Origin of the sequence: Bradyrhizobium sp. BRP23, from assembly GCF_020194135.1 — a bacterium.
Lineage (GTDB): Bacteria > Pseudomonadota > Alphaproteobacteria > Rhizobiales > Xanthobacteraceae > Bradyrhizobium > Bradyrhizobium yuanmingense.
Genome location: NZ_JADYVW010000004.1, coordinates 270,553 through 292,910 on the forward strand (window position 1 = coordinate 270,553; position 22,358 = coordinate 292,910).

The 22,358-nt window shown below is 64.6% G+C and carries 22 protein-coding genes; 6 read left to right on the forward strand and 16 right to left on the reverse strand.

The window, feature by feature from the left end; translation table 11 throughout:
• Positions 1-91 precede the first annotated feature (91 nt).
• On the reverse strand, positions 92-736 hold the full coding sequence (locus I6F24_RS12895) for a YqgE/AlgH family protein (RefSeq protein ID WP_036021679.1): 645 nt from the start codon (positions 734-736) through the stop codon (positions 92-94).
• A gap of 142 nt (positions 737-878) precedes the next feature.
• Here I6F24_RS12895 and I6F24_RS12900 point away from each other — a divergent pair, with 142 nt between their 5' ends.
• Positions 879-1,718: a protein-disulfide reductase DsbD domain-containing protein gene (locus I6F24_RS12900; protein WP_035998237.1), complete on the forward strand. Its 840-nt coding sequence runs from the start codon at positions 879-881 to the stop codon at positions 1,716-1,718.
• Positions 1,719-1,803: 85 nt separating this feature from the next.
• The gene (locus tag I6F24_RS12905; protein WP_162131145.1) at positions 1,804-3,162 is read left to right on the forward strand and encodes a flippase; all 1,359 of its coding nucleotides are present in this window, start codon (positions 1,804-1,806) and stop codon (positions 3,160-3,162) included.
• Between the two features lie 156 nt (positions 3,163-3,318).
• Here I6F24_RS12905 and I6F24_RS12910 read toward each other — a convergent pair whose 3' ends face one another.
• The 12 genes from I6F24_RS12910 to cysG all read right to left on the reverse strand — a co-directional run bounded on the left by I6F24_RS12910 (position 3,319) and on the right by cysG (position 14,545).
• Positions 3,319-4,107, reverse strand: a complete 789-nt coding sequence (locus I6F24_RS12910) for a 3-hydroxybutyrate dehydrogenase (RefSeq protein WP_225126393.1) — start codon at positions 4,105-4,107, stop codon at positions 3,319-3,321.
• Between the two features lies 1 nt (position 4,108).
• Entirely contained in the window at positions 4,109-5,284 is a 1,176-nt protein-coding gene (locus tag I6F24_RS12915; RefSeq protein ID WP_036036932.1) for a patatin-like phospholipase family protein, read from the reverse strand.
• A gap of 79 nt (positions 5,285-5,363) precedes the next feature.
• Positions 5,364-5,867, reverse strand: coding sequence for a CAP domain-containing protein (locus I6F24_RS12920; RefSeq protein ID WP_035998228.1), 504 nt, complete (start codon positions 5,865-5,867; stop codon positions 5,364-5,366).
• 107 nt (positions 5,868-5,974) lie between these two features.
• On the reverse strand, positions 5,975-7,009 hold the full coding sequence (locus I6F24_RS12925; protein ID WP_035998225.1) for a sulfate ABC transporter ATP-binding protein: 1,035 nt from the start codon (positions 7,007-7,009) through the stop codon (positions 5,975-5,977).
• A complete protein-coding gene (gene cysW / locus I6F24_RS12930) occupies positions 6,999-7,910 on the reverse strand; it encodes a sulfate ABC transporter permease subunit CysW (protein ID WP_225149272.1) in 912 nt (303 codons plus the stop codon). The genes I6F24_RS12925 and cysW overlap by 11 nt, the downstream gene beginning before the upstream one ends.
• Positions 7,911-7,919: 9 nt before the next feature.
• Positions 7,920-8,756: a sulfate ABC transporter permease subunit CysT gene (gene cysT, locus I6F24_RS12935; RefSeq protein WP_074447692.1), complete on the reverse strand. Its 837-nt coding sequence runs from the start codon at positions 8,754-8,756 to the stop codon at positions 7,920-7,922.
• A gap of 37 nt (positions 8,757-8,793) precedes the next feature.
• Entirely contained in the window at positions 8,794-9,795 is a 1,002-nt protein-coding gene (locus I6F24_RS12940) for a sulfate ABC transporter substrate-binding protein (protein ID WP_036021768.1), read from the reverse strand.
• Positions 9,796-9,915: 120 nt separating this feature from the next.
• Positions 9,916-10,641: a phosphoadenylyl-sulfate reductase gene (locus I6F24_RS12945; RefSeq protein WP_036021667.1), complete on the reverse strand. Its 726-nt coding sequence runs from the start codon at positions 10,639-10,641 to the stop codon at positions 9,916-9,918.
• The gene (locus I6F24_RS12950) at positions 10,638-11,153 is read right to left on the reverse strand and encodes a DUF934 domain-containing protein (RefSeq protein ID WP_035998199.1); all 516 of its coding nucleotides are present in this window, start codon (positions 11,151-11,153) and stop codon (positions 10,638-10,640) included. The genes I6F24_RS12945 and I6F24_RS12950 overlap by 4 nt, the downstream gene beginning before the upstream one ends.
• Positions 11,140-12,795 (reverse strand): nitrite/sulfite reductase, encoded by a 1,656-nt coding sequence (locus I6F24_RS12955; RefSeq protein ID WP_036021665.1) that lies wholly within the window; start codon positions 12,793-12,795, stop codon positions 11,140-11,142. The genes I6F24_RS12950 and I6F24_RS12955 overlap by 14 nt, the downstream gene beginning before the upstream one ends.
• Positions 12,796-12,806: 11 nt before the next feature.
• Positions 12,807-13,124, reverse strand: coding sequence for a DUF2849 domain-containing protein (locus I6F24_RS12960; protein ID WP_036021663.1), 318 nt, complete (start codon positions 13,122-13,124; stop codon positions 12,807-12,809).
• Positions 13,121-14,545 carry a siroheme synthase CysG gene (cysG, locus tag I6F24_RS12965; RefSeq protein WP_036021661.1) on the reverse strand — a complete coding sequence of 475 codons (1,425 nt, stop codon included), beginning with the start codon at positions 14,543-14,545 and terminating at the stop codon, positions 13,121-13,123. Before cysG ends, I6F24_RS12960 begins: the two co-directional genes overlap by 4 nt.
• 244 nt (positions 14,546-14,789) lie before the next feature.
• Here cysG and cysD point away from each other — a divergent pair, with 244 nt between their 5' ends.
• The 4 genes from cysD (at position 14,790) to I6F24_RS12985 (ending at position 20,430) form a co-directional block, all read left to right on the forward strand.
• A complete protein-coding gene (cysD, locus tag I6F24_RS12970) occupies positions 14,790-15,584 on the forward strand; it encodes a sulfate adenylyltransferase subunit CysD (protein WP_035998209.1) in 795 nt (264 codons plus the stop codon).
• Positions 15,585-15,598: 14 nt separating this feature from the next.
• Positions 15,599-17,515, forward strand: coding sequence for an adenylyl-sulfate kinase (gene cysC / locus I6F24_RS12975; RefSeq protein ID WP_036021660.1), 1,917 nt, complete (start codon positions 15,599-15,601; stop codon positions 17,513-17,515).
• A 354-nt stretch (positions 17,516-17,869) separates the two neighbouring features.
• Positions 17,870-20,035 carry a malate synthase G gene (locus I6F24_RS12980; protein WP_225149273.1) on the forward strand — a complete coding sequence of 722 codons (2,166 nt, stop codon included), beginning with the start codon at positions 17,870-17,872 and terminating at the stop codon, positions 20,033-20,035.
• Positions 20,036-20,229: 194 nt separating this feature from the next.
• On the forward strand, positions 20,230-20,430 hold the full coding sequence (locus tag I6F24_RS12985; RefSeq protein WP_008546815.1) for a CsbD family protein: 201 nt from the start codon (positions 20,230-20,232) through the stop codon (positions 20,428-20,430).
• Positions 20,431-20,558: 128 nt separating this feature from the next.
• Here I6F24_RS12985 and I6F24_RS12990 read toward each other — a convergent pair whose 3' ends face one another.
• From I6F24_RS12990 to I6F24_RS13000, 3 genes are all read right to left on the reverse strand, one after another.
• Positions 20,559-20,714, reverse strand: a complete 156-nt coding sequence (locus tag I6F24_RS12990; protein WP_225149274.1) for a Thivi_2564 family membrane protein — start codon at positions 20,712-20,714, stop codon at positions 20,559-20,561.
• A gap of 155 nt (positions 20,715-20,869) precedes the next feature.
• Entirely contained in the window at positions 20,870-21,520 is a 651-nt protein-coding gene (locus tag I6F24_RS12995; protein ID WP_225149275.1) for a DUF2865 domain-containing protein, read from the reverse strand.
• Between the two features lie 13 nt (positions 21,521-21,533).
• Entirely contained in the window at positions 21,534-22,349 is an 816-nt protein-coding gene (locus I6F24_RS13000) for a L,D-transpeptidase (RefSeq protein ID WP_225149276.1), read from the reverse strand.
• Positions 22,350-22,358 lie beyond the last annotated feature (9 nt).

Sequence of the window (22,358 nt, forward strand, 5' to 3'; positions counted from 1 at the left end):
CGTAGCGTTGTCCGGCGCGAAGCGCCGATCCGGGACGACAGCGGAGAATAACTGAGGGCAGTGGAGAGTGTGGCAATAGCGGCCGATAACGCTACGCGTGCCCGGCCTCGTTCGAGAGCATGCCGGGGTCGATACCGATCTTCTGCAAAGCACGGTTGTACTTGTCGTCGACGTCGTCGCCGAAAATCAGATCCGCGTCCGCGTCGCAATGCAGCCAGCCGTTGCTCTGGATCTCCGTCTCGAGCTGGCCCGGCGCCCAGCCGGCATAGCCGAGCGCGAGGATGGCGTGCTTGGGGCCGGAGCCGTTGGCGATGGCGCGCAGAATGTCGACCGTCGCGGTCAGGCAGACGCCGTCATCGATCCGCAGCGTGGCGTTCTCGATGTAGAAGTCGCTGGAATGCAGCACGAAGCCGCGCCCGGTGTCGACCGGCCCGCCCCGCAGCACCTTCATACTTTCGGCATTCTCCGGCAGCTTGATGTGCTCGCCCTTCTTGATGATGCCGAGCTGCTGCAAGAGCTCGGGGAAATCGATGCTGCCGGCGGGGTGGTTCACGATGATGCCCATCGCCCCCTCCGCCGAATGGGCGCAAAGATAGATCACCGAGCGCTCGAAGCGGGAATCGCCCATCACGGGCATTGCGATCAGGAGCCGGCCGTCGAGATAGCCGCCGGAACTGGGCAGCGCGGCGCCCGAGCTGCGGGTGCTTTCGCCCGTCCTCTTGCCTGTGGGAGCCATCGCTCGAGCACTCCGGTTTCAATTCCTATCCTGATGTCGGGCCGGGCGGCTGTCAAATCAAGGCTTGCGGCGAGTTGATTCGAGTGCATCCATCACAAGCAATTCAATGGTTTGGCCCTAGGTGACCCTGTAAAGACGTGCCATGTCCAGCATTGTTCCCCTGCGTGCGGCGATTGGCGTCGCGACAACCCTGCTCGCGTCGTCGTTGGCTATCGCGGCCCGTGCCGATGACGCATCGCCTTGGCAGCGCGATGGACATTCCGCGGTGCGGCTCCTGGCGGGCTCGCGCAGCGGCGCGGTGCTGCTCGGCGGTATCGCCTTCCAGCTGCAGCCCGGCTGGAAGACCTACTGGCGGTCGCCCGGCGATTCCGGCGTTCCACCCCGGTTCGACTTCTCCAAGTCCGACAATGTCGAGGCGGTGACGGTGATGTGGCCGGCACCGTTGAAGTTCGACGACGGCGCAGGCGGCCATTCCATCGGCTATCGCGACCAGGTCGTGCTGCCCCTGCGCATCGTCGCCAAGGCCGCGGACAAGCCGGTGACCTTGCGCGCGGAGATCAACTACGCGGTCTGCGAGAAGCTCTGCATTCCCGTGGAGGCCAGCGCCGAGCTCGGCTTCAACAGTGTCGCCTCGACCGAGGACGCCAACCTGCGAGCGGCGCTCGACACCGTGCCGAAGCCCGCCAATATCGGCGACCCCAATCCGCTCACCATTCGCGACGTCAAGCGGGACGGGCCCAAGAACGTAGTGGTCGATGTGGTGGCGCCGGACAGCCGCAAGGTCAATCTGTTCGTGGAAGGCCCGACGCCCGATTGGGCGCTGCCGATTCCGGCGCCGGTGCAGCCCAGCCCGCCGGGGGTCGTGCGCTTCTCGTTCGAGCTCGACGGGCTGCCGCCGGGCGCCAAGCCCGAAGGTGCAGCGCTGAAGTTCACGCTGGTCGGGCCGGAGAAGGCGTACGAGTTCAACACGAATTTGAACTAGCGTCCGCCCAACCGAATCTTAACGAATGGTTGCTAATCCCTCGCCTGCCGCTGCAGGTCGCTGGGGATTGTTCGAATTGGCCGTGATGGATGCAGAACCCGCAACGACCGGACCGGCCGGGCTGATCGCGCGGCTGCGCGCCAGGCTCGCGGGCGGATCGAGCGAGGCGTCGCTGACGCGCCGGCTCGCCGGCACCATCTTCATCATCCGCGTCATCAGCGCCGGCCTCGCTTATGTCTCGCAGGTGCTGCTGGCGCGCTGGATGGGCACGTCCGATTACGGCATCTACGTCTATGTCTGGACCTGGGTGCTGCTGCTCGGCAGCATGATGGATTTCGGCATCTCGGCCTCCGCGCAGAAAATCATTCCGGAGTACCGCGCCAACGGCGCGCACGCGCTGCTGCGCGGCTTCCTGTCCGGCAGCCGCTGGCTGACCTTTGCCGTGTCCACGCTGACGTCGCTCGGCCTTGCTGGCATCGTCAAATTGCTGTCGCCCTGGATCGATCCCGCCGAGGTGCTGCCGCTCTATATCGGCTGCATGACGCTGCCCGCTTTCGTGGTCGCCAACACCCAGGACGGCATCGCGCGCTCGCACGACTGGATGCAACTCGGCCTGATGCCGCAATTCATCATCCGCCAGGCGCTGATCATCGGCATCACGGCGCTCGCCTTCCTGCTCGGCTATCACCTCGGCGCCGTCGCCGCGATGGTGGCGAGCCTTTGCGCGGTATGGATCGCGATGGCCGGGCAGATGGTGGTGCTGAACCGCAAGCTCGCCGATCACATCACACCGGGACCGAAGGCCTATGACGTCAAGGGCTGGCTCGCCGTCTCGCTGCCGATCCTGCTGGTCGAGAGCTTCTACCTGCTCCTGTCCTACACCGACGTGCTGGTGCTGCAGCAATTCCGTCCCTCGGATGAGGTCGGCGTCTATTTCGCCGTGGTGAAGACGCTGGCGCTGGTCTCGTTCATCCATTACGCGATGTCAGCCACGACGGCACACCGCTTCGCCGAATACAATGCCAGCGGCGACAAGGCGCGCCTGTCGGCCTACGTCGCGCATGCCATCACCTGGACTTTCTGGCCGTCGCTGGCCGCGACCATCGTGCTGCTCGCGCTCGGCAAGCCGCTGCTCTGGCTGTTCGGACCACAATTCGTGATCGGCTACGACATCATGTTCGTGGCCGCGATCGGCCTCGTCGTGCGCGCCGCGATCGGTCCGGTGGAGCGCCTGCTCAACATGCTCGGCCAGCAGAAGATCTGCGCGCTCGCCTATGCGCTAGCCTTCGTGATGAACCTCGTGCTCTGCATCGCGCTGGTGCCGCGCTACGGCGGCCATGGCGCCGCGGCTGCAACCTCGATCTCCCTCACCTTCGAGACGGTGCTGCTGTTCTGGATCGTGCGGCAGCGGCTGGGGCTGCACGTGCTGGCGTTCGGCAAATAGACGACGATCGAAAACGCCGATCCACTCTCGCTGTCATCGCCCGGCTTGACCGGGCGATCCAGTACTCCGAGGCGGCTGTGATTAACCGAGAGGCCGCGGTGTACTGGATGCCCCGCCTTCGCGGGGCATGACCGAGAGTTGTCAGGTCGGCACGAATTACTCCGCGGTCCAGCCGCCGTCGATCGAGAGGTTGGTGCCGGTGATCTGGGCGGCGTCGTCGCTGCACAGGAACAGGGCGAGCGCGGCGACCTGCTCGGAGGTGACGAACTCCTTGGTCGGCTGCGCATCGAGCAGCACGTCGTTGATGACCTGCTCGCGCGTCAGATTGCGCGCCTTCATCGTGTCGGGGATCTGCTTCTCGACCAGCGGGGTCCAGACGTAGCCGGGGCTGATGCAGTTGCAGGTGATCTTGTGGGTCGCGACTTCCAGCGCCACGGTCTTGGTGAGGCCGGCGATGCCGTGCTTGGCCGAGACGTAGGCCGACTTGAATGGCGAGGCCACCAGCGAGTGCGCCGACGCCGTGTTGATGATGCGGCCCCAGCCCTTCTTCTTCATGCCGGGCACTGCGGCGCGGATGGCGTGGAAGGCCGAGGACAGATTGATCGCGATGATCTGGTCCCATTTCTCCGGCGGGAATTCCTCGATCGGCGAGACGAACTGGATGCCGGCATTGTTGACGAGGATGTCGACCGAGCCGAACGTCTTCTCGCCGAGCGCGATCATGCCGGCGACCTCGGCGGGCTTGGTCATGTCGGCGGGCGAGTAGACCGCCTTGACGCCGAAATCGGATTCGATCTTGGCGCGCTCCTTCTCGATGTCCTCCGGCGAGCCGAAACCGTTGATGACGACGTTGGCACCGGCGCCGGCGAAGGCGCGCGCGTAAGCGAGCCCGATGCCGCTGGTCGATCCGGTCACGAGGGCGTTCTTGCCTGACAGAGTACCCATTCTATTCGCTCCTTTTTGCCGGGGGCGCGGTGACGTCCCCCGTGAGATCGTAGGTCACCATGGTCTCGCCGGACTGCGGCCGCTCCAGCCAGTCCTTGTGGCGCATCGACAGGTGCACGTCACGCACGCCGGCCTCCCAATGCTCGACCATGGCAATGTGCGAGAAATCGTAATCCTTGGACGAGGATTCGTAGTTCTTGCTGCGGTAGATCAGATGCACCACGGTGACGGTGCTTTCGCGCGACACCTTCGCCAGGAATTCGACGGAAGGATCGTTCTTGAGATAGTCCGGCAATTTGCCGATCAGATCGCGCACGGCCCTGCGGGCGTTGTGCAGCTGCTTGTTCTTGTCGGTGTTCATCCGCGTGCGGCTGGAATAGCGGATGTCCTTCTCGCGCTCGGCCGCCTCCAGCAGCGAGTTCGGCAGGTCGCCCCGCGCGGAAAACAAATCGACCTGAAAGATCAGCATGTCGCGTTCGACCTCGGCATCGAGCACGTAGTCGAGCGGAGTGTTGGAGGCGATGCCGCCGTCCCAATAATGCTCGCCGTCGATGACGACGGAGGGAAAGCCCGGCGGCAGCGCGCCGGAGGCCATGATGTGCTCGGGGCCGATCTTCTTGCCGAGCTTCTTGAACGCGTAATTGTCGAAATATCTGAAATTGCCCGAGGTGACGCCGACCGCGCCGACCGACAGGCGTGTCTTCAGATCGTTGATGCGGTCGAAATCGACGAGACGCTCCAGCGTCTTCTTCAGCGGCGAGGTATCGTAATAGCTTTCGGCCTCGGGATGCCCCGGCGGCCACAGCGGCGCCGGCGGAATGCGTGGCGTGAAGAAGCCGGGCACGCCAAACGTCGCAATCAGCGCGGCACTGGTGGAATTGAACAGCTCGCGGCTGCGGTCGCTCTTGCCGACCGGCTTCCACGGCACCGGGGCCGACACCATTTCCCAGAATTCCTTGAGCCGCTCGACGCGGGTGTGCCCCTCATTGCCGGCGATGATGGCGGCATTGACCGCGCCGATCGAGATGCCGGCGACCCATTCCGGATCGAAGCCGTAGCCACACAGCGCCTGGAAGGCGCCAGCCTGGTACGAGCCGAGCGCGCCGCCGCCCTGGAGGACCAGGACGCGCTGCGCATTCGTGGGGATTGTTGCGGTTTCCGGACTATGATCGGTCATGCGGGAACAATAGCAAAAGGCTGGCCACCGTGGCGACACTCCGCCGCGACGTCAATGCATCCCCGGGATCAAGTCTGGCTTATCGAGGCTCGGTGGAGGCCAGGATCATGGTCCAGAACACCTTGTATTTGGTGCCTGGAGCATAGCTCGCCGCGATGCCCAATTTTGTGACACCGCTCTTGAGCATGTTCGCGCGGTGCGGAGGCGAGTCGCGCCAGCCGGAAAACGCTTCCGCCAGCGTATGATAGCCGGCCGAAATGTTCTCGACCGCCACGGTGGCAGGATAACCGCCAGAGGCCAGACGCTTGGCGAGCGGCGCGCGGACGTCGTGGTCCATCTTGTTGGCCGCCGCCATCGCGCCCGATTGGGATTCGGCGAGCCGCGTCAAATCCGGGTCGACCACGACCGTACCGAGCCCGTTGTTCTGGCGGTATTGCGAGATCATGATCGCAGCTGCCTGGACGTCGAGCTTGGAGCCCGGCACCGCCATGTCGGCATACATCGACGGCTGCTGGACCGGTGCTTCGTTGCCGGCACAACCGGCGAGCAGCAACATGATGAGAATTGCGGCCGCAGCGCGCATGAATCGGGCCCCCAAATGAGGGGCTGTTGTTGCATACCAACAATGGCTGAAAGGTGAATTTTGAAGAGAATTTGAGCCGTCATTCCGGGGGCGGAATGACGGCGGGCCTAGCCCGCAAAAATTCGGTAACGGCGCGGATTGAGGCCGATCGTGTCGCCGGCGCGCAGTTCCTTGTCGCGGGGGGCGTCGATCTCGATGGTCTCGCCGCCGGACAGGGCTACTTCCGCCCGCTGCACCGGGCCGAAATTACGGACGTGCTGGACCGCACCCTCGAAGGCGCCGCTGCCGGGCGGGCCGACCAGCATGTCATGTCGCCGCACGAACAGCTTCGACGCGCCAGGCGCAAGCCCATCGGCCGCCAGATCGAGCTGCCGGTCGCCGAGCCGGATCGCACCATCGCCGATCTGGATCGGCAGCACGATGGATTCGCCGATGAAGCCGTGCACGAACGCAGTCGCCGGATTGTCGTAGACGTCGTCGGGCGAGCCGATCTGCTCGATCCGTCCCTTGTCCATCACCACGACGCGGTTGGCGACTTCCAGCGCCTCCTCCTGATCGTGCGTGACGAAGATCGAGGTGACGTGGATCTCGTGATGCAGCGAGCGCAGCCATTTGCGCAGCTCCTTGCGCACCTTGGCGTCGAGCGCGCCGAAGGGTTCATCGAGCAGGAGGATGCGCGGCTCGATCGCAAGCGCACGGGCGAGCGCGATGCGCTGACGCTGGCCGCCGGAGAGCTGGCTCGGATAGCGGTCGGCGAGCCAGTCGAGCTGCACCAGATCGAGCAGCTCCTTGACGCGCGAGCGGATCGCGGCCTCATCCTTTCGGACCGCGCGCGGCTGCACGCGGAGGCCAAAGGCAACGTTCTCGAACACCGTCATGTGGCGGAACAACGCATAGTGCTGGAACACGAAGCCGACGTGGCGCTCGCGGGCTCCTTGCGCCAGCGCGTCCTCACCGTTGAAGGAGACTTCGCCCGAGTCAGGCCAATCGAGGCCGGCGATGATCCGCAGCAAGGTGGTCTTGCCGGAGCCGGACGGGCCGAGCAGCGCCAGCAGCTCACCGTCATTGACCTTGAGATCGACGCCGTCGAGGGCTGCAAAACTGCCGAATTTCTTGACGAGATTCTTGACTTCAATGGTCACTGGCGTCTTGTCCTTCGTCGAGATGACGTTCGAGAACGGTTTTTGCGATCAGCGTGATCAGCGCCAGCATTGCGAGCAGCGAGGCGATCGCGAAAGCGGCGACGAACTGGTATTCGTTGTAGAGGATCTCGACCAAGAGCGGCATGGTGTTGGTCTCGCCGCGGATGTGGCCGGAGACGACGGAGACCGCACCGAACTCGCCCATCGCGCGCGCGTTGCAGAGCAGGACGCCGTAGAGCACGCCCCATTTGATGTTGGGCAGGGTGACGCGGAAGAAGGTCTGCAGGCCGGAGGCGCCGAGCGAGATCGCAGCCTCCTCCTCCTGCGTGCCCTGCTCCTGCATCAGGGGGATCAGCGCGCGCGCCACGAAGGGGAAGGTCACGAAGGTGGTGGCGAGCGCAATGCCGGGGACCGCGAACAGGATCTGGATGTCGTGCTCGCGCAGCCAGCTGCCGAGATAGCCTTGCGCGCCGAACAATAGCACGAAGACGAGGCCCGAGATCACCGGGCTGACCGAGAATGGCAGGTCGATCAGCGTGATCAGGAAGGTCTTGCCCGGAAACTCGAATTTTGCAATCGCCCAGGCGGCGACGAGGCCGAACACCAGATTGAGCCCGACCGAGATCGCCGCGACGATCAACGTTAGCTTGATCGCCGCCATCGCCTCCGGCTCGGCGAGCGCGGCGAAATAGGCGAGGATGCCGCGCGAAAATGCCTGCGCGAACACGACGACCAGCGGCAGCACGACGAAGACGGTGAGAAACAGCAACGCCAGCGTGATGATGACGATGCGGACGGCGCGCGGCTCGGTGCGCAAATTGTTCCGCGCCGCCGCCGCGTGCGCGCGTGCCTGCGAGTCGGAGGCCGAGAGCGACACGGAATCTGCGATCTGCATCGTCATGGTCCGCCCTCAGCGCGCCGGGATCCGGCTCTGCGCCCAGCGCTGGAGCCGATTGACCGCGAAGATGATGACGAAGGAGACGACCAGCATGACCACCGCAATCGCGGTCGCATCGGCGTAACGGAATTCGGACAGGCGTATCACGATCAAGAGCGGCGCGATCTCGGAGACGTTGGGCAGATTGCCGGCGATGAAGATCACCGAGCCGTATTCACCGACCGCGCGGGCGAAGGCGAGCGCGAGGCCCGTGAGCAGCGCCGGCGCGAGCGAAGGCAGGATCACGCGAACGATGGTCTGCAAGCGGCTGGCCCCCAGGCTGCCCGCGGCTTCCTCGATTTCAGGGTCGAGATCCTGCAGCACCGGCTGCACGGTGCGGACAACGAAGGGAATGCCGATGAAGATCATGGCGACGAAGATGCCGACCGGCGTGAACGCCACCTTGAGGCCGAGCGCGGCGAGCGGCGCCCCCAGCCAGCCCTTCTCGGCGAACAGCGCCGTCAGCGCGACGCCGGCCACCGCCGTCGGCAGCGCAAACGGCACGTCGACGATGGCATCGAAGATGCGGCGGCCGGGGAAGCGGTAGCGCACCAGCGCCCAGACGATGATGCTGCCCATCACCAGATTGACGCAAGCCGCCGCAAAGGCGAGGCCGAACGAGACGCGGAGCGCGTTCAGGGTGCGGCGGCTGGAGAGGATGTTCCAGAACTGCTCGGGGCTGAGCTCAAGCGATCTCAGGAACAGGCCGGCGAGTGGAATCAGGATGATCACGGACAGCCAGGAAAGCGTCAGTCCCATGGTGAGACCGAAGCCCGGCAATGTCCGGCGTCGTGCTGCGAGTGCGCTCACCAGGCCCCCTGCTAAAGCCCCCTACGACAGCGCCCGATCAGTTCTTGTAAATCTGATCGAAAACGCCGCCGTCTGCAAAATGTTCCTTCTGTGCCTTGGTCCAGCCGCCGAAGACGTCGTCGATCGTGAACAGCTCGACCTTGGCGAAGGCATTTTCGTACTTTTTGGCGGTCTCGGCATCACGCGGACGGTAGAAATTGCGCGCGGCGATTTCCTGCCCTTCCTTGGTGTACCAGTATTGGAGGTAGGCGTCAGCCGCATTGCGGGTGCCCTTTTTGTCGGCAACCTTGTCCACGATCGCGACCGGCGGCTCGGCGAGGATCGACTGCGGCGGTGCAACGATCTCGAACTTGTTCGCACCGAATTCCTTGAGGGCCAGGAACGCCTCGTTCTCCCAGGCGAGCAGCACGTCACCGACGCCGCGCTCGACAAAGGTCACAGTGGCGCCCCGGGCGCCGGTATCGAGCACCGGCACCTGCTGGAAGAGCTTCCCAACGAAGTCCTTGGCCTTGTCGGTTGAACCGTATTTCATCTGCGCAAAGCCCCAGGCGGCCAGATAATTCCAGCGCGCGCCGCCCGACGTTTTCGGGTTCGGGGTGATGATGGCAACGTCCGGCTTGATCAGATCATCCCAGTCCTTGATGCCCTTGGGATTGCCCTTGCGCACCAAGAACACGATGGTCGACGTGTAGGGCGACGAATTCTGCGGCAGCCGCTTCTGCCAATCCGTCGCGGTGAGGCGCTTGCTCGCGATAGCGTCGATGTCATAGGCCAGCGCAAGCGTCACCACATCGGCCTGCAAGCCGTCGATCACCGCGCGCGCCTGCGAGCCGCTGCCGCCGTGCGACTGCTTGATCTCGACGCTCTTGCCGGTTTCCTTCTGGTAGGCGCTCGCGAACGCCTTGTTGAACTCGACATAGAGCTCGCGCGTCGGATCGTACGACACGTTCAGCAAATTGATGTCGGCGGCCAGAGCCGAGCCTGCCCAGAACCCCGTCGCGAGCAATCCTGCGGCGAGCGGAACGATACGGCGCATCATGTCCATCTCCATTCACCTCGACGACATCGGCGTCATCGACGGCAGGCATAACTCGTGGCGAAACGCTCTTGTGTCAACGGAACCCGATTTTCTTGTTCGCTAGCTCGCAGCGTGACTGTGCTACGAAGTCTTCATCGTATGGATGCCGCATTCTGTCTTGGCCCGGCCGCGCCACCGGCCGGCGCGTGCATCCTCGCCCTCAGTCGTTCTGCTGGTGCAAGGCATACACCCAACCGACAGGAATCCTGACACAACCAGAGGGTGCCGCGGCAATTTAGCGCGGGTGAAGATCGCCTCGATCTCCTCGCGCGAGACGTTGGCGAAGGGATTGAACTTCAGCCGCGCGCCGTCGTCCTCGACGACCGGAATGTCGGCGCGCGCATTGCCCTGAAAGCGCTTGCGGCCGTTGAGCCAGGCGCCGAACGGCTTCAGCGCACGCGCCAGCGGCTCGACCTTGCGGATGCGGCAGCAGGCATCGGGATCGGAGAACCAGAGGTCGCGGTCGGGGTCTTCGCGCAACAGCGTCTCCTCGGCCGGCTTGATCGAGCGAACGTCCTTCAGGCCCAGCGTCGCAATGAGCGTATCGCGATAGGCCAGCGTCTCCTCGAACAACCAGCCGGTGTCGAGAAAGATCACGGGGATTGCGGGATCGACATCCGACATGACCTTCAACAGCGTCGCCGATTCAGTACCGAACGAGGACACCAGCGCAAGCTTCTCGCGCCCGACCGTCTTCAGCGCCGCGGCAATGACCTCCGCAGGCGAGGCATCGCGCAAGGCGCGATCGAGCTCGTCCGCCGAAGGTAGCGCAGACACGGGCGAAACCTGAGGCGCGATCGCGTTCACGTGCCGACCCCTTCGGAGTGGCGCAATTGCATGCGCCGGTGCAGCGCGGTGATGCGGCCATCGCCGGTCGGCTGGTAGAACACCGAATAGCGCTTCGCGGTCTGCATGAAGGCCTCCGCATCGGCCTGCTTCTTGACCTCGAAGGCATCGAAGCCGGCGCGCAGCATGAACACGAACTGGTCGCGCAGCACCTGACCGGTCGCGCGCAATTCGCCGCGGTAGTTGTAACGTTCGCGCAGCAGCCGCGCCTGGCTGTAGGCGCGCCCGTCACGGAAGGTCGGGAACACCAGCGCGACGGCGGCGATCTGGCCGAGATACGGCACGAGCTCGGCGATGTCGCGATTGTTGGGCCAGATCACCCCGACCTTTCCGGCGCGCTTGAGCAAGCCCTCGGCCTCGCCGAGGAAGCGCTCGGCGGGCACCAGGATGTCGCCGCCCTCGGGCAGCGGCGTGTCGACGGCGAGCTTGACGAAGCGGTCGTCCGTGATCTTTCCGCCATTAACGAGTGGCATAGACGCGCTCCTTGAAGGGTTCGACGCCCAGGCGCTTCACCGTGTCCATGAACAGTTCCTCGGGCCGCTCGCGCAGCGCCAGATAGGCTTCCACGATATCCTCGACCACGTCGGCGACCTCGTCGAACTTGACGCCGGGACCGATCAGGGTGCCGAGCGCGGCGTTCTCGTCGGCACGGCCGCCGATGGTGATCTGGTAGACCTCCTCGCCGTTCTTCTCGACGCCGAGAATGCCGATATGGCCGACATGGTGATGGCCGCAGGCATTGATGCAGCCGGAGATGTTGATGTGCAGACGGCCGATCAGGTTAGCGAGCTCGTGATTGGCGAAGCGCCGCGTCAGCTCCTGCGCGATCGGAATCGAGCGGGCATTCGCCAGCGAGCAATAGTCGAGCCCGGGGCAAGCGATGATGTCGGTGATCAGGTTGACGTTGGGCGTCGCCAGCCCGAGCTTGTCGAGCGCCTTCCACAGTGCCGGCAGGTCGCGCTTGGCGACGTGCGGCAGCGCTAGATTCTGCTCGTGGCCGACGCGGATCTCGCCGAAGGAATATTTGTCGGCAAGATCTGCCAGCGCGTCCATCTGCTCGGCGGTGGCATCGCCCGGAGGCCCGCCGGTCGGCTTCAGCGAGATCGTGACGATGGAGTAACCCTGCACCTTGTGCGGGGCCACCGAGTTCTTGCGCCATGCCTCGAAATCAGGGTCGGCCGCGGCCTGGCGCAGCTCGTCCGGCATGTGCGGCAGCTTCTCGTAGACCGGATAAGTGAAGCGCGAGCGGATGTCCTCGATCACCTCCTCGTCGATCTGGAGCGAGGAGTTGCGAATGTGCTGCCACTCGTCCTCGACCTCGCGCGAGAATTTCTCGATGCCGAGCTCGTGCACCAGGATCTTGATGCGCGCCTTGTAGATGTTGTCGCGGCGGCCGTACTGATTGTAGACGCGTAAGATCGCCTCGATGTAGCTGAGGATGTCGCGGCCGTGCACGAAGTGCTTGATGGTCTTGGCGATGAACGGCGTGCGGCCGAGACCGCCGCCGACCAAAACCTCGAAGCCGGTCTCGCCCTTTTCGTTCTTGATCAAGCGGAGGCCGATGTCGTGGATCTTGATCGCGGCGCGGTCGTGGTCCGAGGCGGTGATCGCGATCTTGAACTTGCGCGGCAGGAACGAGAATTCCGGATGCAACGTGGTGTGCTGGCGGATCAGCTCCGACCAGATGCGCGGATCCTCGATCTCGCCCGGCGCGACGCCGGCCCACTGGTCCGAGGTGACGTTGCGCATGTTGTTGCCGGAGGTCTGCATCGCGTGGATGCCGACCTTGGCGAGGTCTTCGAGTGCATCCGGCAGCTCGGCGAGCTTGATCCAGTTGAACTGGATATTCTGCCGCGTGGTGAAGTGGCCGTAGCCGCGATCGTATTTGCGCGCGACATGGGCGAGCGCCCGCATCTGGTTCGTCGCCAGAGTGCCATAGGGAATCGCGACGCGGAACATATAAGCGTGCAGCTGCAGATAGACGCCGTTCTGCAAACGCAGGATCTTGAACTCGTCCTCGGTGAGCTCGCCGGAAAGGCGCCGCTTCACCTGGTCGCGGAACTCCGAGACGCGCTCGTTGACGAGCGTGCGGTCGATTTCGTCGTAAGCATACATAAGTGGGTGCCTTAAACCTGGGCCGGCTGTCCGATGGTGACGCCGGTGCGGCGAATCTGCTCGCGCAGATTGCCGGGCTGGACCTTGCCATCGTCGCCGATCTGCACCGGCGCGATATAGGGGCCGATGGCGCCGACGTCATCGGCCACGGCTTCCGCAAGCAACGCCTTGGCCTCGTCGGAGTTGCGCACGATCGCGGCTTCCGACAGCTCGGCGGACCAGCTGTTGGCGGCGGTGCGGTAAACCACGATGCCGTCCCAGGTGCGGTTGGCGGTCACGACCGAGGGGCCGGCGATACGGATCTTCTTTTGTTCGAGCGGAGAGGTCATTCGGCTGCATCCAATAGGTCAGAGATGATTTGTTTGGGTGTCTGGCGGCGAAGCGAGCCGGCATGCCGGACCACGTCGCCGATGATGAGGATGGCGGGACCGCCATGGATCCGCCGCACCAGTTCCGGCAGATCGCGCAGCGTGCCAATTGCGCCTTGCGCATCGGGCCGCGTGACGCGGGCGAACACGCCGACCGGCGTCTCCGGCGAGCGGCCGGCCGCGAACAAGCCTGCGCGCACGGCGGGCGCTGCGGTCATGCCCATGTAGACCACGACGGTCATCTTGGTGTCGGTCAGTGTCGACCAATCCACGTTCTCTGCATCGCGGCCCTTGTGTGCGGTGAGGAAGGTGATGCGGGTCGCTTCGTGGCGGTAAGTGAGCGGCACCTCGAAATCGGCGGCGGCGCCGAGCCCTGCGGTGATGCCGGGAATGATCGAATAGGCGATGCCGGCGGCGCGCAGCGCTTCCACTTCTTCGCCGCCGCGGCCGAACACGAAGGGATCGCCGCCCTTCAACCGCACGACGCGCTGGCCCGATTGCGCGGCCTCGATCATGCGCTTGTTGATGGCGTCCTGGCCGGTGCCGGGCTTGCCGACGCGGCGGCCGACCGCAACGCGCGTGGTGTCGCGGCGAATGCGGTCGAGAATCTCGGGCGAGACCAGCTCGTCATGGAAGACGATGTCGGCGTCCTGCAAAGCGCGCAGCGCCTTGATGGTGAGCAGATCGGGATCGCCGGGTCCGGCGCCGACCAGCGCGACGGAGCCTTCCGGCTTGTCGGCGCGCGCGAACGCGGTGGGATCGGAGATCGCCTTGAGCGATGCATCGGCTTCGCTGTTGCGGCCGGCGAGCACGGCGGCGCCGATCGGACCGTCGATGACGCGCTCCCAGAAGCGGCGGCGCAACGGAAACTCGGCGATGCGCTCGTTGATCGACTTGCGGAAGGTGCCGATGAACTCGGCGAGCTCGCCAATGCGCGCCGGCAGCAGCGCCTCGATCTTCTCGCGCACGCGCCGCGCCACCACCGGGGAGGTGCCGCCCGTGCCGACCGCGACCACGACATCGCCGCGATCGACGATGGCCGGAAAGATGAAGCTGGAATGCTCGAGGTCGTCCATGACGTTGACGGGCAGGCCAGCCGCTTTGGCGCGAGCCGACATGGCGACACCGACATCGCCTGCGCCGGCGCAAACGACGGCGATGACGCCGGAAAGATCCGCCGTGAGCGGATCGCCCGCCGCGATCTCGATGCGCGCGGAGTCTTCGGAGCCCCGGCCAAGGTCATGATTGCCGTCGATCGCATGCACGCGCAGGCGCGCGCCGGCAGCGGCGAGCACGCGCAGCTTGGCGCGCAAAAGCTCGCCCGTCCCGATGAGGACCACCGGGCCGGCCTTGAGATCGAGAAACACCGGCAAGAACCGCATGTGATACTCGCTTCCCCACAAACGGGGTTGACTGGAATTATTTTCTATATATGTCTCGTTTCGAGCGCGCAAAGAGAAAATTTTTTCTTCTCTTCCGCACCGCAACTATAGAATTTTCGCCTCCAAACGCAAAGTGGCAGAGATGCATCTTCTCAAGGACGATTCCGCTGCTGATCGACTGAGCAATCCGGCGCTGGCTGAGCGCGTGCGCGCGCAAGAATTTGCTGCCGAACTTGCCTCGAGCATGGACCATCTCGACCAGCTCGAAGCGCAGAGCATCTACATCTTCCGTGAGGCCTTTGCCCGGCTGAAGAAGATTGCCCTGTTGTGGTCACTCGGCAAGGACTCCAACGTCATGATCTGGCTGGCGCGGAAAGCCTTCTTCGGCAAGATGCCGTTCCCGGCGCTTCACGTCGATACCGGCAAGAAGTTTCCGGAGATGTATCGCTTCCGCGATCATTACGGCAAGGAATGGGATCTCGATCTGCGCGTCGAGCCCTGCCCGCCGATCGATGCCGTCGACCCAACGCTGCCGCCGGCCGCCCGGTCCGCCGCGCGCAAGACCGAGGGCCTCAAGATGGCGCTCGCAAAATATGGTTTTGACGGCCTGATCGCCGGCATCCGCCGCGACGAGGAAGCAACGCGCGCCAAGGAGCGCGTGTTCTCGCCGCGCGGCTTGGAGGGCAATTGGGACGTGCGCGACCAGCCGCCGGAATTCTGGGATCATTTCAACGCCTCGCCGCCGCAAGGCGCGCATCTGCGCATCCATCCGATCCTGCATTGGACCGAGGCCGACATCTGGGCCTACACCAAGCGCGAGAACATCCCGATCATTCCGCTGTACCTCGCCAAGAACGGCAAGCGTTATCGCTCGCTGGGTGACCAGGACATCACCAATCCGGTTGCCTCGAATGCCTCGAACATCGACGAGATCCTGATCGAGCTCGAACAGACCAAGGTGCCGGAGCGCTCGGGGCGCGCGCTCGACCACGAGACCGAGGACGCCTTCGAGCGCCTTCGCGTCGCCGGCTATCTCTGATCAAGGACGCGGCCATGAACATGATCGTCACGTCAGCCTCGCCCGGCACGCCGAACGGCACCACGCGTCCCCAGGTCCGCATCGTCATCGTCGGCCATGTTGACCACGGCAAGTCGACCCTGGTCGGCCGCCTCCTGCATGAAACCGGCAGCCTGCCCGAGGGCAAGCTCGAAATGCTGAAAGCTGTCAGCGCGCGGCGCGGCATGCCGTTCGAATGGTCGTTCCTGCTCGACGCGCTGCAGACCGAGCGGGACCAGGGCATCACCATCGACACCACCCAGATCCGCTTCCGCACCAATTCGCGCGACATCGTGCTGATCGATGCGCCCGGTCACGCCGAATTCCTGCGCAACATGATCACCGGCGCCTCGCAGGCCGACGGTGCGGTGCTGATCATCGACGCGCTGGAGGGCGTGCGCGACCAGACCAGGCGGCACGGCTATCTCCTGCATCTGCTCGGGGTGAAGCAGGTTGCGGTCGTCGTCAACAAGATGGACCGCGTCGATTTCTCCGCCGCACGCTTCAAGGACATCAGCGACGAGATCTCCGCGCATCTGAACGGCCTCGGCGTGACCCCCACGGCCGTGATCCCGATTTCCGCGCGTGACGGCGACGGCGTCGCGATGCGCACCGACCGCATCTCTTGGTACAAGGGACCGACCGTGGTCGAGGCGCTTGATCACCTCGAGCCGGCGCGTCCGCTGGAAGCGCTGGCGCTGCGGCTGCCGGTGCAGGCGATCTACAAGTTCGACGACCGCCGCATCGTCGCCGGCCGCATTGAATCCGGCAGCCTGATTGCCGGCGACGAGATCGTGATCATGCCGGCCGGTAAGATCGCCAAGATCAAGACGGTCGAGAGCTGGCCGATGACGCCGGTCGCGGGACGGCAGGGCGCGGGCCGCTCGGTCGGCATCACGCTCGACCGCGAATTGTTCATCGAGCGCGGCGACATCATCGCGCATGCGGGCAGCGCCCCGCGCGAGACGCGGCGGCTGCGCGCGCGCATCTTCTGGCTGCACGACAAGCCGCTTGCCAAAGGCGACCAGCTTTTGGTGCGCTGCGGCCCCAAGGAAAGCCGCGCCACCGTGGTCGCCATCGAGAAGGCGGTCGATCCCGGCGAGCTCTCAAGCAGCGAGAACAAGGCGATCGGTCGCAACCATGTCGGCGAGATCGACATCTCCCTGTCCAATCCGATCGCGACCGATCCCTACACCGAAAATCCGCGCACCGGCCGCCTCGTAATCGAGGTGTCCGGACGCATCGCCGGCGGCGGCCTGGTGCTGTCGGTCGATGCCGGCCAGCGTGCCGTGCCTGTCGACATCGTGCCGGTGGAATCGGCGCTGCGCAGCGACGAGCGCTCGGCCCGCTACCGCCACAATGGCGCCGTGGTCTGGCTTACCGGCCTACCGGCCTCCGGCAAGTCGACGCTGGCGCGGGCGCTGGAGCGGCGTCTCTTCACCAATGGCGGCTCGCCGATCCTGCTCGATGGCGACACGCTGCGCGCCGGGCTCAACAGCGATCTCGGCTTCTCCGCCACTGATCGCAGCGAGAACATCCGCCGCCTCGCCGAGGTCGCGACGCATCTCGCCCGCAACGGCCACATCGCCATCGTCGCGGCGGTCTCGCCCGCGCGCGAAGATCGCGCCGCCGCGCGTCGCATCGCCGACACCGCGTTTCGCGAAATCCATGTCGCGACGCCCGCCGAGGTGTGCGAGGAGCGCGATCCCAAGGGCCATTACAAGAAAGCCCGCGCCGGCGCGCTCGCCTCGTTCACTGGCATTGGCAACGACTACGAGAAGCCTGAGGCCGCCGAGCTCGTGATCGATACGTCGAAGCGGACGGTTGCGGAAGCGGCCGACGAGATCGAGCAGATGCTGAAGGCATCAGGCGTGCTGTTCGACGAGCTCGTGGACCTCGCCGCGAACATTTGAGGCCGCCCTAGTCGTCGCCCGGCTCGGCCGGGCGACCCAGTATTCCAGAGACAGCGTTGGAATACTAAGAAGCCGCAGCGTACTGGATTCCCCGCTTGCCGCCTTCGCTAAAGCTTCGGCGCCCCTAGACCTCAACCTCGGCGAAGCCTTAGCGTAGCCGGGTCGCGGGGAATGACACCGGTGCGTGGGACCGTCTCCCACCTCTCCTTGACATTTTGACAAGCTCCCGGGGGTCTTCTCACGGCCTCTTTTTTGGGGCTAATAGGCCCCCGAAAGCTGCCCCGCGCGGGCGCATTTTGCTGCTGTCGGGTCAAAAGCAGCCAAAAACAGCCATTTCCAACAAGAAAGCCCATCATGAAACGCGTCGACGCCCACGGATTGAAGATCGCACCCGTCCTGTTTGACTTCATCGCCAAGGAAGCGGCCCCGAAAACCGGGATCGCGCCGGATGCGTTCTGGGCCGGGCTTGCCGGCATCATCAAGGAGTTGGGACCGAAGAACCGCGAGCTGCTCGCATTTCGCGACAATCTGCAGGCCAAGATCGACGACTGGCACCGCGCCAATAAAGGCAAGGCGTTCGACCTCAATGCCTACACCGCCTTCCTAAAGGAGATCGGCTATCTCGTCCCGGAGCCGGCGACGCAGAAGGTCGAGACCGCCAATGTCGACGAGGAGATCGGCAAGATCTGCGGCCCGCAGCTCGTCGTGCCGCTCACCAATGCGCGCTACGCGCTGAACGCGGCGAACGCACGCTGGGGCTCGCTCTATGATGCGTTCTACGGCACCGATGCGATCCCGCACGACCCGTCCGAGAGCGGCAAGGGCTACAACAAGGCGCGTGGCGACAAGGTGATCGCCAAGGCCAAGGCGTTCCTCGATAACGCCGTGCCGCTCGCGACCGGCAGCCACACCGACGTGACCGGTTATAGCGTCGTCGCGAGCCAGCTCGCGGTGAAGCTGAAGAGCGGCAACGCCACCGCGCTGAAGAATGCCGCGCAGTTCGCGGGCTTCCAGGGCGATCCAGCCGCGCCGAGCGCCGTGCTGCTCGTCAACAACGGCCTGCATATCGAGGTCAAGATCGACCGCAGCAGCGCGATCGGCAAGGACGATCCGGCCGGCGTCGCCGACATGATCATGGAGGCTGCGGTCTCCACCATTCTGGACATGGAGGACTCGGTCGCCGCGGTCGATGCCGAGGACAAGGTGCTGGTCTACCGCAACACGCTCGGCCTGATGAACGGCACGTTGTCGGCCGATTTCGAGAAGGGCGGCAAGACGCTGACGCGTTCGCTCAATTCCGACCGCCTCTACAAGACGCCGGACGGCAAGGGCGAGCTCAAGCTGCACGGCCGCAGCCTGCTGTTGATGCGCAATTGCGGTCACCACATGTTCACGGACGCGGTGCTCGACGAGAAGGGCGAAGAGGTTCCGGAGGGCCTGCTGGACGCCGCCGTCTCGGGCCTGCTCGCGATCCACGACCTCAAGGGCAATTCCAAGGTCAAGAACAGCCGCACCGGTTCTGCCTACATCGTGAAGCCGAAGATGCACGGCCCGGACGAGGTCTCGCTGACCTGCGAGATTTTCGACCGCGTCGAGAAGATGCTCGGCCTGCCCGAGAACACGCTCAAGGTCGGCATCATGGACGAGGAGCGACGCACCACCGTCAACCTCAAGGCCTGCATCCAGCGCGCCTCCAAGCGCATCATGTTCATCAACACCGGCTTCCTCGACCGCACCGGCGACGAGATCCACACCTCGATGGAAGCGGGCCCGATGATCCGCAAGAACGAGATGAAGGCGCAGGCCTGGATCAAGGCCTATGAGGACTGGAACGTCGACATGGGCCTGACCTGTGGCCTGCCCGGCCACGCCCAGATCGGCAAGGGCATGTGGGCCGCGCCCGACAAGATGGCGGACATGCTGGCCCAGAAGCTCGGCCATCCGCAGGCCGGCGCCACCACCGCCTGGGTGCCCTCGCCGACCGCGGCGACGCTGCACGCGCTGCACTACCACCAGGTCAACGTCATCGCGCGCCAGGAGGAACTCGCCAAGGGCGGACCGCGCGCAAAGCTGTCCGACATCCTCACCATTCCGGTGTCGAAGTCGAACTGGGCGCCCGATGACGTCAGGCAGGAGATCGACAACAATTGCCAGGGCATCCTGGGCTATGTCGTGCGCTGGATCGACCAGGGCGTCGGCTGCTCGAAGGTGCCCGACATCCACGACGTCGGCCTGATGGAAGACCGCGCCACCTTGCGCATTTCCAGCCAGCACCTTGCCAACTGGCTGCATCAGGGCGTCATCACCGAGGCGCAGGTCATGGAATCGCTTAAGCGTATGGCCGTCGTCGTCGACAAGCAGAACGCGGATGATCCCATCTACAAGCCGATGGCGCCCGCCTTCGACGGCGTCGCCTTCAAGGCCGCCTGCGACCTCATCTTCAAGGGGCGGGAGCAGCCGAACGGCTACACCGAATACATCCTCACCGCGCGCCGCCGCGAGGCCAAGGCTCTTGCATAAAAAGGCTCTTGCACAAAGAGGCTCTTCGATAAAAGAGGCTCTTGGATAAAGAGGCGCTCGGCTGAGCAGAGTCACGGAACATCGAAAGCCCCGGCCGAACCCGGGGCTTTTTTGTTGGGGAAACGTCGCGCTGTGTCACGGAACAGGCTGCGTGCGCCTCGCGTTGTCGGGCCATCAACCAACGGGAGATGGTCATGGACTGGAATCGGATCGAAGGAAACTGGAAGCAGTTCAAGGGATCGGCCAAGGAGAAATGGGGCAAGCTCACTGACGACGACCTCCAACTGATCGAGGGCCGCCGCGAGCAGCTCGAGGGCCGGTTGCAGGAGCGTTACGGCAAGGCCAAGGACCAGGTTCGTCAGGACGTCGACGACTGGCTGAAGTCGCTGCACTGAAGCGGCACGAACGAAGCCCCGGCTCACGCCGGGGCTTTTGATTTGAGGTGTAGCCCCGGATGGCGTGAGGTGCGATCGGGGCCTTCGTTGCGGCCCGGATACCGCTTCGCTTGTCCGGGCTGCGATTGCTAGAACACCGCCAGGTATTTCAGCAGCGAAACGATGCCGATGATGATGACAATCACGCGCGCGATCTGCTTGCCGCGGCCATCCATCGGCAGCATGTTGATGAGATAGAGCACGAGAATGACGACGAGAAAGGTGACGAGTACGCCGACCAGCATCGCGAGGCCCCCTTCAGGCAATTGCTACGCTGTTCTAACGCGCTGCACCCAAGCCGGTTCCATCTCGGAAACCCTGCCGCGCAACGTCCCGCGGCGGGCCTAGTCCAGCATTTGGCCGTCCGACAAGGTTCGGACGCCGTCCGATAGAGCGCTCCCTACTCCTTCGCCACCACCGGGACTTGACGGAATCTGGCACGCACCGATTCCGGCAGCGGCGAGAAATTCATCGCGACGCCACGGCGGTCATTGGCGTTGCGGCTGGCGACCACGAGGCCGCCGGCGCCCGCGACGATGTCGCCCTTGCGCAGGGTCGGGTCGTCCTCGACCTTGACTGATGCGAGCCCAACCGGGTCCTTGCCGTTGCAGGTACAGCCCGCGACGATCTCGTTGCGGTAGCGGTATGCATTTGGCAAGTCCGAATAGGATTTTCCCTTCTCAGTCGCGGCATCGTCGATGTTGCCGCCATAGACCAGCGAGGTCTCCGAGGCCGGGCAGAAGCTCTTGCAGGATTGCGCCTTGCTCTCGGCATCATTGCCTTGTGCCGGGAAGTAGCGACCGTCGCAGCTGCGCACGCAATAGGCGGTGCCGCCGCCGTAGGACGCGCGCTGGCGTGGCGCCTCATAGCGCGGCATATCGTCGGTGGGGAAAGGCATCCGGATTTCCGGCGGCGGCCGCATCCGAAAGCCGCCGAACAGGCCCGAGAAGAAATCCTGCGCATGCGCCGACGGCGCCATCGCCAGCCCGGTGGAGACGACGACGACAATCGCCGCTCCGCCCGCCAGTTTGTCAATCAGCCGTCTCGCCATAGGACCTCGCAGACTAATTCACGGCCGACGTGGTCATGTTCAGCGCCTGCCGACCCGAAGGCAGTGTCGTCACGGCCGGACGCTTGCGCACGGGATCACCTCCCTTCGCCATTAACGGCGCGTTCTTCGGCAGCACCACGACCTTGGCGCCGACATTGACGCGGCTGTACAGATCCATGACGTCCTCGTTGGTCATGCGGATGCAGCCGGACGAGACGAACTTGCCGATGGTGGAGGGATCGTTGGTGCCGTGGATGCGGTATTGGCTCGAGCCGAGATACATCGCGCGCGCACCGAGCGGGTTGCCGGGCCCGCCGGCGACGAAGCGCGGCAGATAGGGCTGGCGCGCGATCATCTCGGCCGGCGGATGCCAGTCCGGCCACTCGGCCTTGCGGCTGACGCTTTGCACGCCCGACCAGGTAAAGCCCTCGCGGCCGACGCCGACGCCGTAGCGGATCGCGCGGCCGCCTCCGAGCACGTAATAGAGATAGGTGCTGTTGGTATCGATGACGATGGTACCGGCTGGCTCGCTCCGGTCGAAGCCGACGATCTGCCTGCGCAGCCGGTCGGGCAATTGGGCATCCTCATCGGCGACCTGCGGCGCCCCGTTGATGTCATCCTGCGAATAGCCTTGTTCCTGCAAGTGTTGGCCCTGCAAGTATTGGCCCTGCGAATAAAGGTCCTGCGGGTACACCCGCTGCATCGGCGCATAGCCGAAGGTTTGGGCGCTCGCGGTGCCCACCGGCACTGCGAGAAGAGCGGTTGCGAAGGCGAATGCGCCGACGGCGCGCGGCGAGAAGCTGCGACGGACTGCAAACAACTTTGTCATGAGCTGCCC